Consider the following 14,691-nt stretch of genomic DNA (forward strand, 5'->3'; position numbering starts at 1 on the left):
CTGCTTGGAGGCGTTCCACCCTGGAGCCTACACCAAACAGCCGGCCGGCGTTAAGCGCGACCGGCTTGGAATGAGACCGCCATTTCGGCTATCAACGTCGGACAAACTGCCCGGAGGAACTGATGCTCGCCCCTACCCCCGCCTCGCCCGAATCCGTCGGTATGTCCAAGGTCGCGCTCGACCGCGTCGATGCGCATCTGAAGAGCCGGTACATCGATGCCGGTCGCTTCCCGGGCACGCATCTCCTGGTCTATCGCCGTGGCAAGATCGCCCACAGCTCGGTGCAGGGTTTTGCCGACCTCGAGCGCAAGCTGCCGGTCAAGGACGACACCATCTACCGCATCTATTCCATGACCAAGCCGCTCACCAGCGTCGCCTTCATGATGCTGGTCGAGCAAGGCCTCGTCGCGATCGACGAGCCCGTCGCCAAGTACATTCCGGAATGGAAGGATCTCGGCGTGTTCGTCGCCGGCACCGCGCCTTCCTTCCTGACCCGGCCGCCGTCGCGGCCGATGCTGATCGTCGACCTCTTGCGCCACACCTCCGGCCTGACTTACGGCTTCCAGCAGCGCTCGAACGTCGATGCCGCCTACCGCGCTGAAAAGATCGGCGAGGTCGAAAAATCAGGCACGCTCCAGACCATGATCGAGAGCCTCGCGAAAATCCCGCTGGAGTTCTCACCGGGCGAGGCCTGGAACTACTCGGTCGCGACCGACGTGCTCGGCTACCTCGTCGGCAAGATCTCCGGGATTCCCTTCGAGCAGTTCCTGAAACAACGCATCCTCGATCCGCTCGGCATGACCGACACCGACTTCCACGTGCAGGCTTCCAAGGCCCACCGGTTCGCCGCCTGTTACTCGGCCGACCCGGGTGGCGGCATGACCTTCCATGCCGGCCAGCGCCGTGAGGGCCTGACATTGCAGGACGATCCGGCGAAGAGCTCGTTCCTGTCACCGCCATCCTTGATCTCAGGCGGCGGCGGACTGTGCTCGACGACGGCCGACTATCTTACCTTCTGCCGTGCGCTGCTCAACGGCGGCGAACTCGGCGGCGTCAGGCTGATCGGACCGAAGACGCTGGCGCTGATGACGACCAACCACATTCCGGGCGGCCGCTTTCTCCCCGAGGTGTCGCGCTCGCTGTTCTCCGAAGCGACCTACAACGGCATCGGCTTCGGCCTCGGCTTCGCCGTGACCATGCGCCCGGCCGAGACGCTGGTTGCCGGCAGCCCCGGCGAATATAATTGGGGCGGTGCTGCCACGACGTCGTTCTGGATCGACCCGGCCGAGGAGATGATCACCATCTTCATGACGCAGGTGCTGCCATCCAGCGCCTACCCGCTCCGGCGCGAGCTGCGGAGCATGGTCTACGCCGCGATCACCGAGAGCAATCTCTAGGAAACACGACCGATCCCGCGGCATCAGAGCCGCGGGATCAAGCCCCGCTCATTTCAACATCTCCGGCACGATCAGGCGCGGCAGGAACAGGGAAACGCTGGGCCAAATGATGAGTGCCGCCAGCACGAGCAGCATGGGGATCAGCATGATCACCGTGTCCTTGAGCGCATAGCGCAGCCGCACCCCGGCGATCGAGCAGGCGATCATCAAGCACAGGCCATAAGGCGGCGTCACCAGCCCGAAGGCCAACGAAACGATCGAGATGATCGCAAACTGCACCGGATGAAGGTCGACCGATTTCGCCAGCGGTTCGAGAACGGTACCGACGATGATGATCGCCGGAATGGCGTCGAGGAAGCAGCCCACCACCAGAAAGCAGAACGCGATGAAGAAGCCGGCCCCGATCGCGCCCATGCCCCAGGTCGAGACGTTGGCCAGCAGTTCCTGCGGAATCCTGTAGTAAGCCAGCAGCCAGCCGAATGCGCTCGCGGTACCCACGCAGAAGAGCGCGACCCCGGCCAGACGCCCGGTGTCGAGCAGCGCCCTGTAGAGTTCGCGCGCGCCGGTTTCACGGTAAAAGAATGTCGACAGCGCCACGGAATAAAGCACCGCAACGCAGGCGGATTCGGTCGCGGTGAACCACCCCAGCAGGATGCCGCCGACAATGATGAACGGCGTCAGCAGCGCCGGTATCGAGCGCCAGATGGCGCAGCACATCTCCCTCCAGGTGTCCTTCGGATAGGTTGGATAGCCCCGGCGCACGGCATAGATATGCACCGTCGCCATCTGCGCGCCGGCGATCAGCAATCCCGGCACGATGCCCGCGAGGTACATCGCGGCGATCGAGGTCGAGATCAGTCCGCCCCACACGATCATCAGGATCGAGGGCGGGATGATGACGGCGAGCACCGCCGAGACCGCGGTGATGGCGATCGAGAAGGAGAGGTCGTAGCCTTCCTTGGTCTGGGCATCGATGAAGATCTTGGACTGGCTCGCCGCGTCCGCGGTGGAGGAGCCGGAGATGCCGGCAAAGAACACCGACAGTACGACGTTGATCTGCGCCAGCGATCCCGGCCAATGCCCGACCATCGAGCGGGACAGCGCCACCAGCCGGTCGGTGATGCCGCCGATGCTCATCAGATTGGCGGTGAGCAGGAAGAACGGCACCGCCAGCAGGATGAACGAATTGTAGGCGTTGAAGGTTTCCTGCGCGAGCGTCATCAGCGACAGATGCGGCTCGATCAGCAGGATCGGCACGCAGGCAAGGCCAAGCGCGAAGGCGACCGGCACGCGTATGATGAGCAGGCCAACGAAAGTACCGAACAGGACCATCGCGGCCTGCCCGGCAGAAAGAACATTGCCGCTCATTGATTTGCCCCAACCAGAATCCGCGTCTCGTCGACAATCTGTTCACCGGCGAACACGATCCAGGTTACGCCGGCAACCGGCCAGGCGACGTGGATCAGCCAAAGCGGCAGATCGGCCAGCTCCGAAGTTCTGTTCCAGGCGAAGCGGGTGAACTCGATCCCGGCGGATACGAAGACCACCGCCAGCGCCAGCACGCCGAGCCGCGCGAGAATCCGCACCATGGCTTCGCTTCGGCGTGACAGGTCAGGCCAGACGTCGACTTCAAAATGCTGCGACTCTCTGATGCCGACCATGGCGCCGATCATGATCGTCCAGATGAACATGAACCGCGCCATCTCCTCGGTCCAGATATAGGACGGAATCAAAGGCGTGTAGCGCGAGATGATCTGCAACGTGACCGGAATGACCAGAAGGCCGACAGAGGCTGCGAGCAGGATTTCCAGCAGTTTTGCATAGGCCGCCGTTGCTCGGCGCCATAGCGACGGGTTCGGTGGCATCGATATTTCCGTCATCACGTCTCCGGGGGATCACGATCACGCAATGGGCAAGCCGTCCGGCTTGCCCCGGCGTCCTGTCGCGTGGGCGGCGACAGTTCTCAGACGACGTTGATCTTCTCGAAAATGCCTTCCGCGCCGATTTCCTTGGCGTAGGTGGCCATCACGGGATCGGCGAGCTTCTTCATGGCGTCCCGTTCTTCGAAGGGAACGCGCTTGAGCTTGCCCGCCTTCTCCAGCGTGTCGAGCTTGACGACCTCTTCGCTCGACTCCAGCTGACGGCCGTAGTCGCCGGCCTCCTTGCCGGCCTTCATGATCGCGTCCTGCAAGTCCTTGGGCAAGGTCTTCAGCGTCTTCACCGAGAAGCAGATCGGCCGGATCGACACGGCGTGCTGGGTCAGGTTGAGATGCGGGGCCACTTCGTAGAACTTCATCGCCTCGACGCCGGCCGCCTCGTTCTCGCCGGCCGATATCACGCCGTTCTGGATCGCGTTGTAGATTTCGTTATAGGCGATCACCGTCGGGCTCATGCCCACGGCCGCAAAGGTCTTCGACCAGATCGGAGCGCCTTGTACGCGCACCTTGAGGCTCTTGAGGTCGGCGAGAGTCTTGAGCGGCTTGTTGGCGAAAATGTTGCGGATGCCCCCGCCGGAATAGCCGATCAGAACGACTTCGGCCTTGGCCGCGACTTCGTCGGCGATCGGCGCCAGGATATTGGCTTCGACGACCTTGTTCATGTGCTCGATGCCCTTGAACACGAAGGGCGCGTCGATGAACGGGGCCGCCTTGGCGAAGGTCGACATGTGAGCCGGCGAGACGATACCGTAATCGACGGCTTTGCCCTGCGACATGTACTCGAAATACTGCTTTTCGAGGCCGAGCGAAGAGTTCCTGTGCAGGGTGAAGTTGACGGGTTTGCCGTAGTACTTCTTGACCAGTTCTTCGAACCTGAGCAGAGCCCGGTTGAAGGCGTGGTCGTCGTTGAACTGGACCGCGCCGTTCAGCGTGATCGGCGACTGTGCCCTGACGATTGACGGCATGCCCATCGCAGCCGCCGCAGTGGTCGCGCCGAGCCCAGCGAGAAATGATCTTCGCTTCATCGTCTCCCCTCCTTTTGATGCTCCGGCCCTGTCGCCGGGCCGTGAGCGCAGCCGGTATGCGGCTTGCGAGAGGGAAGCGTATGGAAAACGTCGGCGGGACGGAAGTCATTTCGCGTGCGCGGAAGGTCCTCTTCGTCGCAGGGTCACCCCTTTCGCGAACTGCTGCACTGCAACTTGCCTCCCAGCCGATGCGTGGCAGGCGGACGGGCGGCCTCCTCCTCTCGTAGCAGACGGCTCGCGGGCCCGTGCGTTGCACGCACAGACCCGCTCGCCTTCCACTGCGGTTTAGTGCAGGTGGCCGATCAGATAGACGCCGCCGCCGATCACCAGCACGGCCGGCACGGCCCAGAGAATCAGAACGGGCATTTGTCATCCTCCTCAGTTGGACGTGCAGACCTTGACGGTCTTCATGCCGCTCTCGGCCTCGGTGCGCGACTTGTAGATCGTGCCCGATGGGCTGACGACGGTCATGGACGTGTCCGTCGGCTTCTTGTCGACGATCGTACACTTCTTGGTCTTGACGTCCTGCACGACATAGAACTCGTCGGCCGCGAACGCCGGCAGGGATATTGCGGCAAGCATCAGTGCTGCAGTCACTATCTTCATCTTCATTTGTAGTCCTCCTCCAGAGCCCGAGCCGGTCAGCCCGGTTATCTACAAACGGGAAAAACTGGCAATTCGTTCCCTCAGCCTGGAACGCTGTCGGCGATGAGGGGTTGTTGCGGCGCATATTCCAACGAGGAGAACGAGATGAAGAAGTTGTTCCTGCTTTCCGCCGCGGCGGTCCTGATTTCGACCGGTGCTTTCGCCCAGTCCACCGTCGTGACGACGACCGGGACCGGCCACGCAGCGGCCGTTCAGATCGAGCCGCAATACCGAACCAGGATCAAATCCTACGTCACCGAGCACCGCGTCCGTCCGGTGACGACGAAGGAAAAGATCGTCGTCGGCGCGGCCGTGCCAAGCGATGTCGAACTCGAGGCCGTTCCGGCCGACTGGGGCCCGTCCCTCACGAAGTATCGCTACGTCTATTCCGGCGAACGCGTGATGCTGGTCGACCCCGGCTCGCGCACGGTCGTCCAGGAAATCGATTGATCAAATTGATTGATCCAGGTGTTGGGCGGCTGCCTTGAAGGCGGCCGCCCTCTCCGGGAGTTGAAAATATGAAATCGCATCGAGAGGCCCGGATCGCCGGGCTCAGCCTGGCGGCCGTTTACGCCATGTGTCTCCTACTGACCGCAATCAGCATGAGCTGAGGCGCTGCCGCGGACTGCGCTGCAAAAAATCTTGTCCCTGGGCGGCTCGTCCGGACGCGAAAAATTATGGCGCAGCGCAAATCCCGCCCCTATGGTCTCCCAAAATCATAATCCGGCGCTCCCTTGCGCTGGAACCGGGACGCCCGCGTTTGTCAAAGCTCACTTTGCCGGTCCGGCTCGCTCTTCTGGTCACGGGAACGATGTTGCCGCTGATCGTGTTCGCGGTCGGTATTGCCGTCTACAATTACAAGCAGGACCGCAACGACGCGACCCGCCGCGTGCTCGAGAACGTGCGCAGCATGCGCCTCGTGCTGGATTCCGAGGTGCAGCGAATGACCGGCGGCCTGCAGGTGCTTGCGCTGACGAATTCGCTGCGGAACGACGACTTCCAGAACTTCCGCCGGATCGCGCTCGGCTTCGTCGACCAGTACGGCAAGGGCGGCCTCGTGCTGATCTCCGATCGCAACGGCCGGCTGTTGTTTTCCTCCGCGACCGAGGACACCGCAAGCCTGCCGCCACGGGGACATCTCGAGATCATCGAGAAGGTGTTTGCGACCAGGTCGCCGCAATATTCCGACCTGTTCACCGGCGCAATCAACGGGCGACAAGTGCTTACGGTCGAGGTTCCGGTACTCCGCGACGGCGAAGTGATCTACGACCTCTGCTTCAGCCCGCCGGTCAGCATCTTTCAAGACCTGGTCGAGAAGCAACGGCCCGACCGGGAGTGGACGGTTTCCCTGCTCGACACCAAGGCTTTCGTGTTCGCGCGCACGCCGAACCCTACGGAGACGTTCGGTAAGCGGGCTTCCGGCACCCTGTATGAGAGCATGTTGCGGACGCCGGAGGCCGCACTCTCGACGGTTTCGCTCGACGGCGTTGCGTTGTCCTCCGTCTATACGAAGTCGCGGCTGACCGGCTGGACCATCGTCGCCGGCGTCGCGGAGAGCTCGCTGATCGCTCCGCTCTGGCGCAACATCGCGATCACCAGCCTGATCGGCGGCATCCTGCTGCTGACCGGCCTGACCTTCGCGGTCAGGATGGCGACCACGATCGCGCGCGGCGAGATGCTGCACGATCTCCTGATCGACGAGCTCAACCATCGCGTCAAGAACACGCTCGCCCTGATGCAGGCGATCGCGGTACAGACCTTCCGCAGCGCCAGCCGGGACGAGCGGGTGAAGTTCGAGGGCCGGCTCGGCGCGCTGGCCGAAGCGCATAATTTGCTGAGCCAAGAGAAATGGGCAGGCTCCGAGCTGCGGGACGTGATCACCCGCGTGCTCCAGCCATTCCTGCTGAACAATCCCGAGCGCATCCGCATGGCCGGCCCCGCGGTGCCGCTGTCGCCGCGGCTCGCCGTGGTGCTGTCGATGATCGTGCACGAGATCGCCACCAACGCCGCGAAATACGGCGCGCTGTCCAACGAGGCCGGCCGGGTGACGCTGGAGTGGGAGGTCATGGTCGATGCGCCGAAGCCGCGGCTGCGCCTGATCTGGACCGAGACCGGCGGACCGCCGGTGACGGCGCCGGTGCAACGCGGCTTCGGCTCACGCCTGATCGAGCGCAGCGCGCGCGACCAGCTCGGCGGCGAGGCAACAGTCGACTTCCTGCCGCGCGGCGTGGTCTGCACGGTGATTTGCGCACTGGATGAGGCGCGGTGAACGGAGACCGGCGATGAAGATTGCAAGCGTTCGCACGCACATTCTCGAGGCAAAGCTGTCGCAGCCCTTTGCCTATTCGCGCGCCTGGTACGACACGCGCACCGCGATGCTGGTCGAGATCGTGACCGACAATGGTCTTGTCGGATGGGGTGAATGCTATGGGCCGGCGCGGATGACGGCAGCTGTGGTGCAAAGTATCGCGCCGTGGCTGATCGGCGAGGATCCGCTGCGCACCGACGTGCTGTGGCAGATGGTTTACGCGCTCCTGCGAGATCACGGCCAGAAGGGCGTCGTGATCCAGGGGATGAGCGGCATCGACATCGCGTTATGGGACATCAAGGGCAAGCATTTTGGCGTGCCCGCGCACCAGCTTCTCGGCGGCGCCGCGCGCAAGGAGGTTGCGGCCTATGCGACCGGTCTCTACCGGCGCAAGTCAGGCGATCCGCTGACCTATCTCCCGGAGGAAGCGGCGGGCTATGCCGCCGAAGGATTCCGCGCCGTGAAGCTGAAGGTCGGCTTCGGCATCGCGGAGGACGCCGCGGTCACCCGCGCGGTGCGCGAGGCGATCGGCCCCGATGTCGCGCTGATGGTCGATGCGAACCACGCCTATGACGCGGTCGCTGCGATCCGACTCGGCCGCCTGATCGAGCGCCATGACATCGGATGGTTCGAGGAGCCGGTGCCGCCGGAGGATGTCGCGGGCTACCGTGCGGTGAAATCCGCGCTCACTATTCCGGTCGCCGGCGGCGAGTGCGAATTCACGCGCTTCGGCTTCCGCGAACTGTTCGTCTCGCACGCGCTTGACATCGCCCAGCCCGACACCTGCGCGGCAGGTGGTCTCTCCGAATGCAAGAAGATCGCCGATATGAGCGAGGCGTTCGGCATCCGCTACAATCCGCACGTCTGGGGCACCGGCATCGCGATCGCGGCCTCGCTTCAGCTCCTCGCCGTGCTGCCGTCGCACACGCCGACTTCGCTGTCACCGCTCGACCCGATGCTTGAATTCGACCGCACCGAACATCCGATCCGGCAGGCGATTTTGAAGGAGCCGATCGAACATGCGAGAGGCGTCGTGCGGGTGCCCGAGGGGCCGGGCCTCGGAATTGAGATCGATCGCGCCGCGCTGGCGCGGTTTGCGGCGGAGGCCTAACCGAACGTCTGCAACGCCGGAAACGTCTCCAGCAGCCAGATGCTCACGTTCGAGACCGCGCCGGTGAGGAATCCAATGCCGGTGATCACCATCAGGACGCCCATGGCGCGCTCGACATTGACGAGATGGCCCTTCATGCGCGCGAACAGGGTGGAAAACTGCTCGATCATGAGAGCGGCAATCAGGAAGGGAATGCCGAGGCCGGCCGAATAGACCGCGAGCAGGCCGGCGCCCTTCGTCACTGTCGCTTCGGCCGCGGCGACCGAGAGGATCGCGGCGAGGATTGGACCGATGCAGGGTGTCCAGCCAAAGGCGAAGGCGAGCCCCATCACATAAGCGCCCCAGAGGCCGACGGGCTTGGGCGCGGTCAAGCGTCCCTCGCGCATCAACAGGCCGATGCGCGTCAGGCCGAGGAAGTGCAGGCCCATGACGATGATGACGATGCCGGCGAGGATCGACAGTTCGGCCGACCAGGCGCGGATAAGCCCGCCGACCAGCGAGGCGCTGGCGCCGAGCGCCACGAACACCGTGGAGAAACCGAGCACGAACAGGAGCGCCGACATCATGATCGCGCGTTTGGAGACTGATGCCGGCTCGTTGCTTTCGACATGCTCGATCGTCGCGCCCGTCAGATAGATCAGGTAGGGCGGAACCAGCGGCAGGACGCAAGGGGAGAGGAAGCTGACGAGGCCGGCAATCAGCGCCGCCGGGATCGAAACATTTTGCATGATGCAGTCGGAGCCATCTCAGGCACCGGCGCGGCGCGCGGGGAATACGCGCGGCCCGGAGCCGAACCGGCCCAGATGTAGCCGATGCCAGCGAATGCGCAACAGAGGCGCACAAAACCAGGGCTCCTCCCGATGCCGTCTCTGATCACAGATGCGGCATCGGGACACGCACAAATCTCGCCAAAAAGCGAGACTTGGCGGCGCGGCTACTTCACCACGCGGAGCAGCGGACGCCGGGGCTGGTCCTGCGTCTGCTTGGAGGGGGGCTGCGGTTCGCTGGTCGCGCTCCGCAACATTTCGTCGCACAGTGCCTTGAGATCGGCACTGTCAATTCCTTTGAGTTTCATCCGCACGTCCAGGATGACAATGGACAGCAGCTCGGCCGACTCGCGGCTGTTGCTCTCGTTGAGCACCCGGCGGCACTCTTCGAGCGTTTCCAGCACCGACTGCAACTGTTCGTCTGAATGCGACACCGGCGTTCTTCCCGCTAATTCGGCCTGTGAGACGTGGTTATGACGACCTCTTTGGCCCCATGGAGCATCGAGGATAACACGAGGCCGCTGCGCCCCCGAACATGATTTCAGTGTGTTGCTGCCTTGAAACCGCGGTTCCGGCGCGTGTCGTGTCGCGCCGCGGGCCGCCGTCGACCCACTCGGTCGTAAAACGTTCAATCCTGAAACGCCCGGCGTCCTGCAATTGATCCATCGCGAAAGGCAGCGCCGGCTCTCGCGCAAGGACGTCTATTGCGGACAGCACCGACGATCCCGCAGCCATGTTACGGCTCACAACGGAACTCACGCCACACCCCTTATAACGGGCGATGGTTTGCCCGATTCCCAGCCCCTGTTCCCAGCCTTGGCAGCACCAGAATACCACCCGCGGCATAGTAAGGATGACGTTCAAAACTCGTCGTTCCCCAACCCGCCGTGGTTGTGGTTTGCGCCAGATTCTGCCAGTTTAGCGACCCGAAGGGACTTGTATGCACTCCTTGGCGGAAAGGGGCGTTCCACTGGAGGAACGCCCAAAGACAAACATCAGCGGCCTCTCGGACTGGGATGCGGCGCGCATTTTCCTGGAAGTCGTCCGGTGCGGAAGTTTCCGCTCGGCAGCCGAGCGCCTGTCGCTGTCGATCAACGCCGTCCGCCGCCGGATCGATGATTTCGAACGCCAGACCGGTACCACCCTGTTCACCCGCGACGTCCACGGCACCCGTCTGACCGACGAAGGCGCGCTGGTGGTCTCCGCCGTCGAGCAAATGGAGGCGGCCGCGTTCGACGTGCTGCGCACCAGCGATTCGACGGCGAACGCCCTGTCCGGCGAGGTCCGCGTCGCCGTCACCGAGGGACTTGGCACATTCTGGCTCGCCCCGCGACTGGTCGAATTCCAGCAGGCCTATCCAAAGATCCTGGTCGACCTGCACTGCGCGATGCGCTCGGCCGACGTCTCCCGCCACGAGGCCGACGTCGCCATTCACCTGTCGCGGCCTGCGGCGCTCGACGTCAAGCTGGTGCGGCTCGGCCGCATGCATCTGATGTTCTGGGCCTCCGAGAAATACATTTCAAAACATGGCGCGCCGCGTTCGGCGATGGAGTTGATCAAGCACCGCCTGGTGCTGCAGTTCGCCGACCAGCTCGACGCCAAGCAAACTTTCGAGAGCTTCTTCCCCGGCGTTCCGGAGCGTGAGCTTCTGGTCATGAAGACCAACGTCTCGAGCGCCAATTACTGGGCGGTCGCGAATGGCGCCGGAATCGGCGTATTCCCGAGCTACGCCGTTGCGCTTGGCGGGAAGTTGATTCCACTGGAGGTCGAGCTGAACAGATCGCTGGATATCTGGTTGTCCTACCACCCTGGTAGCGGCCGGATTCCGCGCGTGCGGCACATGATTGACTGGCTGATCGAAGCCTTCAATCCGGCGCGTTTCCCGTGGTTTAAGGAAGAGTTCGTGCACCCGCATGAATTCAAGGACGAGTATATGGGCGAACCCCTGACCCAGCTCTTCGGGGGGTTTTCAACCGAAGACCGATGAGAAAAAAGATGAAGACAGCGGCGAAGAGAATGAAGCAGCGCAGTGCCGGCAAGCCGGATATTGAGCTGGGCAAGCGAATCCGTCTGCGGCGCGTCGAGATGAAGGTCTCGCAGGCCGAGCTCGGCGAGAAGCTCGGCGTCAGTTTCCAGCAGGTCCAGAAGTACGAGAAGGGCGTCAATCGCGTCGGCGCGGCCCGGCTTCAGCAGATCGCCACCGCCCTCGATGTGCCCGTGACCTTCTTCTATGACGGCGACAACAAGGCGCGCGAAGTCGAGAGCCTGCTCTTCCTCGATAGCGCCTTCAGCCTCCGCCTGCTGCGCGCCTACAGCAAGATCAAGGACCAGACGGTGCAGCGTCAGCTCGTCTCGCTGATGGAATCGATCGCAGCGAACGAAGCCTGAGCCGATCGGCGTTCGCGCCTTTCCGCCCGATGTTCAATCCGCCGCGTCACGGGGGCGCGGCTGGATTGGACGAGACCCGGACAAGATATATCCGGCCCGCGCGCTCGCGCGGACTTCTCGGGGCGGCATGACCGCCCCTTTTTGTTGAGCATTTTCCTGCCGCCGCCCGCGGTTTTCGCGAACCCATTCCGGCCCTGTCGCGACCCAATCCAGAGACCGCCGTCCGACGTGCGGGGCTCGTGATGCGCCGTGCTTAAGGGAGCCGCAACCGGGAGGCGCTAGCCTCCGGCCGATTTCTCGAATCAGCACAGCGAACCGGAAATTGCCGATGCGAGCGCCCGTCCGGGCCTCGCTCTCATGGAGAAGATGGGACACATGTCGAAACGCCATGCGATGATCCTTGCCGTCGGCATGCTTGCGAGCGCCTCTGCGCTTGCTCAGACCGAGACCGTTGGACAGGCCTGGCCCAGGCCGGCGACTGCAGGCACGGTGCCGACCACCGCCAATCCGGCCCACGCAGCCGCACCGAAAACCGCCGCGCCGGCGGCCGCTTCGACGGCAGAGAGCCGCTCGGCCGCGGCGCTCGCGCTGACGCATGAGCCGACCTATGACGAAGGATCCGCCCAGCGCATCAAGGATGCGGCGCTGAGCTATTCCGATCTCGCCGTGCGCGGCGGCTGGCCGGCGATCCCGGCAGACGCCAAATTCGCGCTCGGCGCCCAGGGCGCCAACGACGATCTCCTGCGCAAGCGGCTGATCGTCTCCGGCGATCTTGCCGCCGACAAGGCGAGCGGCGCCTTCGACCAGGATCTCGCCGACGCCGTGAAACGCTTCCAGGCCCGCCACGGCCTCGCACCGACCGCAACGATGACGCCGCGCACGATCGCGGCGATGAACGTGCCGGTGCAGATGCGCATCCGGCAGTTGGAGGCTTCGCTCCAGCGGCTCGAGAACATGGATTTCGGCTTCGGCCAGCGCTATGTCGTGGTCAACATCCCCGCCGCCTTCGCCGAAGCGGTCGAGAACGACGTCGTGGTGCGGCGCTATCGCGTGATCGTCGGCAAGACCGAAAAGCCCTCGCCGACGCTGACGACCCAGATCAGCAGCGTCGTCCTCAATCCGACCTGGACGGTGCCCTCCTCGATCGCCAAGACCGAGATCTCCGCGCATATGCGCAAGGACCCCACCTATCTGTCGCGCATGCACATGGAGGTGCTCGACGCCCACGACAATCCGATCGATCCGAATTCAGTCGACTGGTCCGGCACGCATACGCCGAATTTCACCGTGCGCCAGCACAACGGCACGTTCAACGCGCTTGGCGCGGTCAAGATCGACATGCCGAATTCCTATTCGGTCTACATGCACGACACCAACCAGCGCAATCTGTTCAGCGATGATTACCGCTTCGATTCCCATGGCTGCTCGCGCGTCGACAATGTGCGCGATCTCGCCGCCTGGCTGTTGAAGGACCAGCCGAAATGGAGCCGCGCCGCGATCGACGCGGAAATCGCCAGCGGCCAGCATCTCGACGTCGCCATGGCGAAGAAGGTGCCGGTGGCCTGGATCTATCTCACGGCGTGGATGACCAAGGACCAGACCGTCCAGTTCCGCAACGACGTCTATCACCAGGACGAGCAGCTGCTGGAGGCGACCGCCGAAGAGGCGGCATTTTTCAGCAATGCCGGCAGCCACCCGCTGACCGCACACATGACGAGATAGATTGGCCATGCAATCCCGGCACAGGCGGCTGCAAAGCCACGTCCGTTGCCGCGGTTGACCCAGGCCTCGCCGCGGCCGAACATTGCACCTCGCCAACGAAAGCGAGCGCGATGTCCGACATGTCCAGCACGACCGAAATTCCCTGCGCCGACGGCAAGATCCTCAAGCACACCGCCGGTGGCGTCGGCGTGATCACCTTCAACAATCCCGACAAGCGCAACGCGATGTCGCTGGAGATGTGGGAGGGATTTGGCGAGGCGCTGACAGCCTTGCGCGACGATGCTGCCGTGCGCGTCGTGATCCTGCGCGGCGCCGGTGGCAAAGCCTTCGTGTCGGGCGCCGACATCAGCCAGTTCGAGAAGACGCGCCATAACGCCGCCGCTTCAGAGGAATATGGCAAACGCAGCGCCGCCCAGCGCGCGCTGCTTGCCGATTATCCCAAGCCGACGATTGCCTGCATCCAGGGCTTTTGCCTCGGCGGCGGCATGCAGGTGGCGATGCTCGCCGACATCCGCATCGCCTCCCATGGCAGCCAGTTCGGCATTCCTGCGGCGAAACTCGGCATCGCCTACGGCTATGATGGCTTGAAGCACCTGGTGTCGCTGGTCGGACCGTCCTGGGCCCGGCTCCTGATGTACACAGGCATGCGCATCGATTCCACCGAAGCACTGCGAATCGGGCTGGTCGAGCGCGTGGTTCCGGATGATCAGCTCTGGGGCGAGACCATGGGCATCGCCGAGACGATCTCGCAAAATGCGCCGCTCGCGATCAAGGCCGCCAAGCTCACCATCGCGCAAGTGCTGAAGGACGAAAGCGCGCGCGACATGGACGCGATCAAGGCGGTCGGCACGGCCTGTATGGACAGTGCCGATTTTCGCGAGGGCAGGCAGGCCTTCATGGAGAAGCGCAAGCCGCAGTTTCAGGGACGATGATTCCACTATTGCCACAACGCGAAGCAACGACGGCAGGCAACGTGAACATGCATTCAGGAAGATTAAATTCCCCCGCTCCTGCAACACCATAGCAACCAGCTGATTTGCTGGAAGTTCTCTCGCCATCAAACGAGGGAGATTGCGATGAAACTCAAATTTGCTGTTCTTGGTCTGGCTGCCCTAGGCTGCGCCGCGCTAGCATCAGGACAGGCACTCGCGGCGATGCCGAACGGCATTCCGCAGGCCGACCGTATCGCGAGCGGCCCGGCAGCTGAGCTCGATCAGGTGCGCTGGGTGTGCAACCCATGGGGCCGCTGCTTCTGGCGTCCGAACTATTATGGCGCCTACGGGTATTACGGCGGCCCGCGACGCTTCTACGGTCCGCGCCCGTGGGGCTGGGGCGGTCACCGCCACTGGCGTCGCTGGTGAACTGCGAGGGGCCGCGAGGCCCCTCTTCCT

The 14,691-nt window shown here is 63.6% G+C and carries 15 protein-coding genes; 9 read left to right on the forward strand and 6 right to left on the reverse strand.

The window, feature by feature from the left end:
* The first annotated feature begins 122 nt into the window (after positions 1 to 122).
* Complete coding sequence (locus tag C7G41_RS11695; RefSeq protein ID WP_106942695.1) at positions 123 to 1,397, forward strand: serine hydrolase; 1,275 nt, start codon at positions 123 to 125, stop codon at positions 1,395 to 1,397.
* 48 nt (positions 1,398 to 1,445) lie between these two features.
* On the opposite strand, the gene C7G41_RS11700 is transcribed toward C7G41_RS11695, so the two are convergent.
* The 4 genes from C7G41_RS11700 to C7G41_RS11715 all read right to left on the reverse strand — a co-directional run bounded on the left by C7G41_RS11700 (position 1,446) and on the right by C7G41_RS11715 (position 4,971).
* Entirely contained in the window at positions 1,446 to 2,765 is a 1,320-nt protein-coding gene (locus C7G41_RS11700) for a TRAP transporter large permease (protein WP_106942696.1), read from the reverse strand.
* The gene (locus C7G41_RS11705; protein ID WP_106942697.1) at positions 2,762 to 3,277 is read right to left on the reverse strand and encodes a TRAP transporter small permease; all 516 of its coding nucleotides are present in this window, start codon (positions 3,275 to 3,277) and stop codon (positions 2,762 to 2,764) included. The genes C7G41_RS11700 and C7G41_RS11705 overlap by 4 nt, the downstream gene beginning before the upstream one ends.
* Positions 3,278 to 3,360: 83 nt before the next feature.
* Positions 3,361 to 4,359 carry a TRAP transporter substrate-binding protein gene (locus C7G41_RS11710; protein ID WP_106942698.1) on the reverse strand — a complete coding sequence of 333 codons (999 nt, stop codon included), beginning with the start codon at positions 4,357 to 4,359 and terminating at the stop codon, positions 3,361 to 3,363.
* A gap of 378 nt (positions 4,360 to 4,737) precedes the next feature.
* Positions 4,738 to 4,971: a hypothetical protein gene (locus C7G41_RS11715; RefSeq protein WP_106942699.1), complete on the reverse strand. Its 234-nt coding sequence runs from the start codon at positions 4,969 to 4,971 to the stop codon at positions 4,738 to 4,740.
* 138 nt (positions 4,972 to 5,109) lie between these two features.
* Between C7G41_RS11715 and C7G41_RS11720 the strand changes: the two genes are divergently transcribed.
* The 3 genes from C7G41_RS11720 (at position 5,110) to C7G41_RS11730 (ending at position 8,423) form a co-directional block, all read left to right on the forward strand.
* Positions 5,110 to 5,454, forward strand: a complete 345-nt coding sequence (locus C7G41_RS11720; RefSeq protein WP_106942935.1) for a DUF1236 domain-containing protein — start codon at positions 5,110 to 5,112, stop codon at positions 5,452 to 5,454.
* A gap of 361 nt (positions 5,455 to 5,815) precedes the next feature.
* A complete protein-coding gene (locus C7G41_RS11725) occupies positions 5,816 to 7,273 on the forward strand; it encodes a sensor histidine kinase (RefSeq protein ID WP_106942700.1) in 1,458 nt (485 codons plus the stop codon).
* A gap of 13 nt (positions 7,274 to 7,286) precedes the next feature.
* The gene (locus C7G41_RS11730) at positions 7,287 to 8,423 is read left to right on the forward strand and encodes a mandelate racemase/muconate lactonizing enzyme family protein (protein WP_106942701.1); all 1,137 of its coding nucleotides are present in this window, start codon (positions 7,287 to 7,289) and stop codon (positions 8,421 to 8,423) included.
* On the opposite strand, the gene C7G41_RS11735 is transcribed toward C7G41_RS11730, so the two are convergent.
* On the reverse strand, positions 8,420 to 9,151 hold the full coding sequence (locus C7G41_RS11735; RefSeq protein WP_106942702.1) for a cytochrome c biogenesis CcdA family protein: 732 nt from the start codon (positions 9,149 to 9,151) through the stop codon (positions 8,420 to 8,422). The genes C7G41_RS11730 and C7G41_RS11735 overlap by 4 nt on opposite strands.
* A 206-nt stretch (positions 9,152 to 9,357) precedes the next feature.
* Positions 9,358 to 9,624, reverse strand: coding sequence for a hypothetical protein (locus C7G41_RS11740; RefSeq protein WP_106942703.1), 267 nt, complete (start codon positions 9,622 to 9,624; stop codon positions 9,358 to 9,360).
* A gap of 506 nt (positions 9,625 to 10,130) precedes the next feature.
* Between C7G41_RS11740 and C7G41_RS11750 the strand changes: the two genes are divergently transcribed.
* From C7G41_RS11750 to C7G41_RS11770, 5 genes are all read left to right on the forward strand, one after another.
* A complete protein-coding gene (locus tag C7G41_RS11750) occupies positions 10,131 to 11,177 on the forward strand; it encodes a LysR family transcriptional regulator (protein ID WP_106942704.1) in 1,047 nt (348 codons plus the stop codon).
* 29 nt (positions 11,178 to 11,206) lie between these two features.
* On the forward strand, positions 11,207 to 11,578 hold the full coding sequence (locus C7G41_RS11755; protein ID WP_026233304.1) for a helix-turn-helix domain-containing protein: 372 nt from the start codon (positions 11,207 to 11,209) through the stop codon (positions 11,576 to 11,578).
* 375 nt (positions 11,579 to 11,953) lie between these two features.
* Positions 11,954 to 13,300 (forward strand): murein L,D-transpeptidase, encoded by a 1,347-nt coding sequence (locus tag C7G41_RS11760; protein ID WP_106942936.1) that lies wholly within the window; start codon positions 11,954 to 11,956, stop codon positions 13,298 to 13,300.
* A gap of 110 nt (positions 13,301 to 13,410) precedes the next feature.
* Positions 13,411 to 14,232: an enoyl-CoA hydratase gene (locus C7G41_RS11765; protein WP_106942705.1), complete on the forward strand. Its 822-nt coding sequence runs from the start codon at positions 13,411 to 13,413 to the stop codon at positions 14,230 to 14,232.
* A gap of 144 nt (positions 14,233 to 14,376) precedes the next feature.
* Positions 14,377 to 14,661, forward strand: coding sequence for a hypothetical protein (locus C7G41_RS11770; protein WP_106942706.1), 285 nt, complete (start codon positions 14,377 to 14,379; stop codon positions 14,659 to 14,661).
* Positions 14,662 to 14,691 lie beyond the last annotated feature (30 nt).

It is taken from the genome of Bradyrhizobium sp. MOS002 (genome assembly GCF_003020115.1).
Lineage (GTDB): Bacteria > Pseudomonadota > Alphaproteobacteria > Rhizobiales > Xanthobacteraceae > Bradyrhizobium.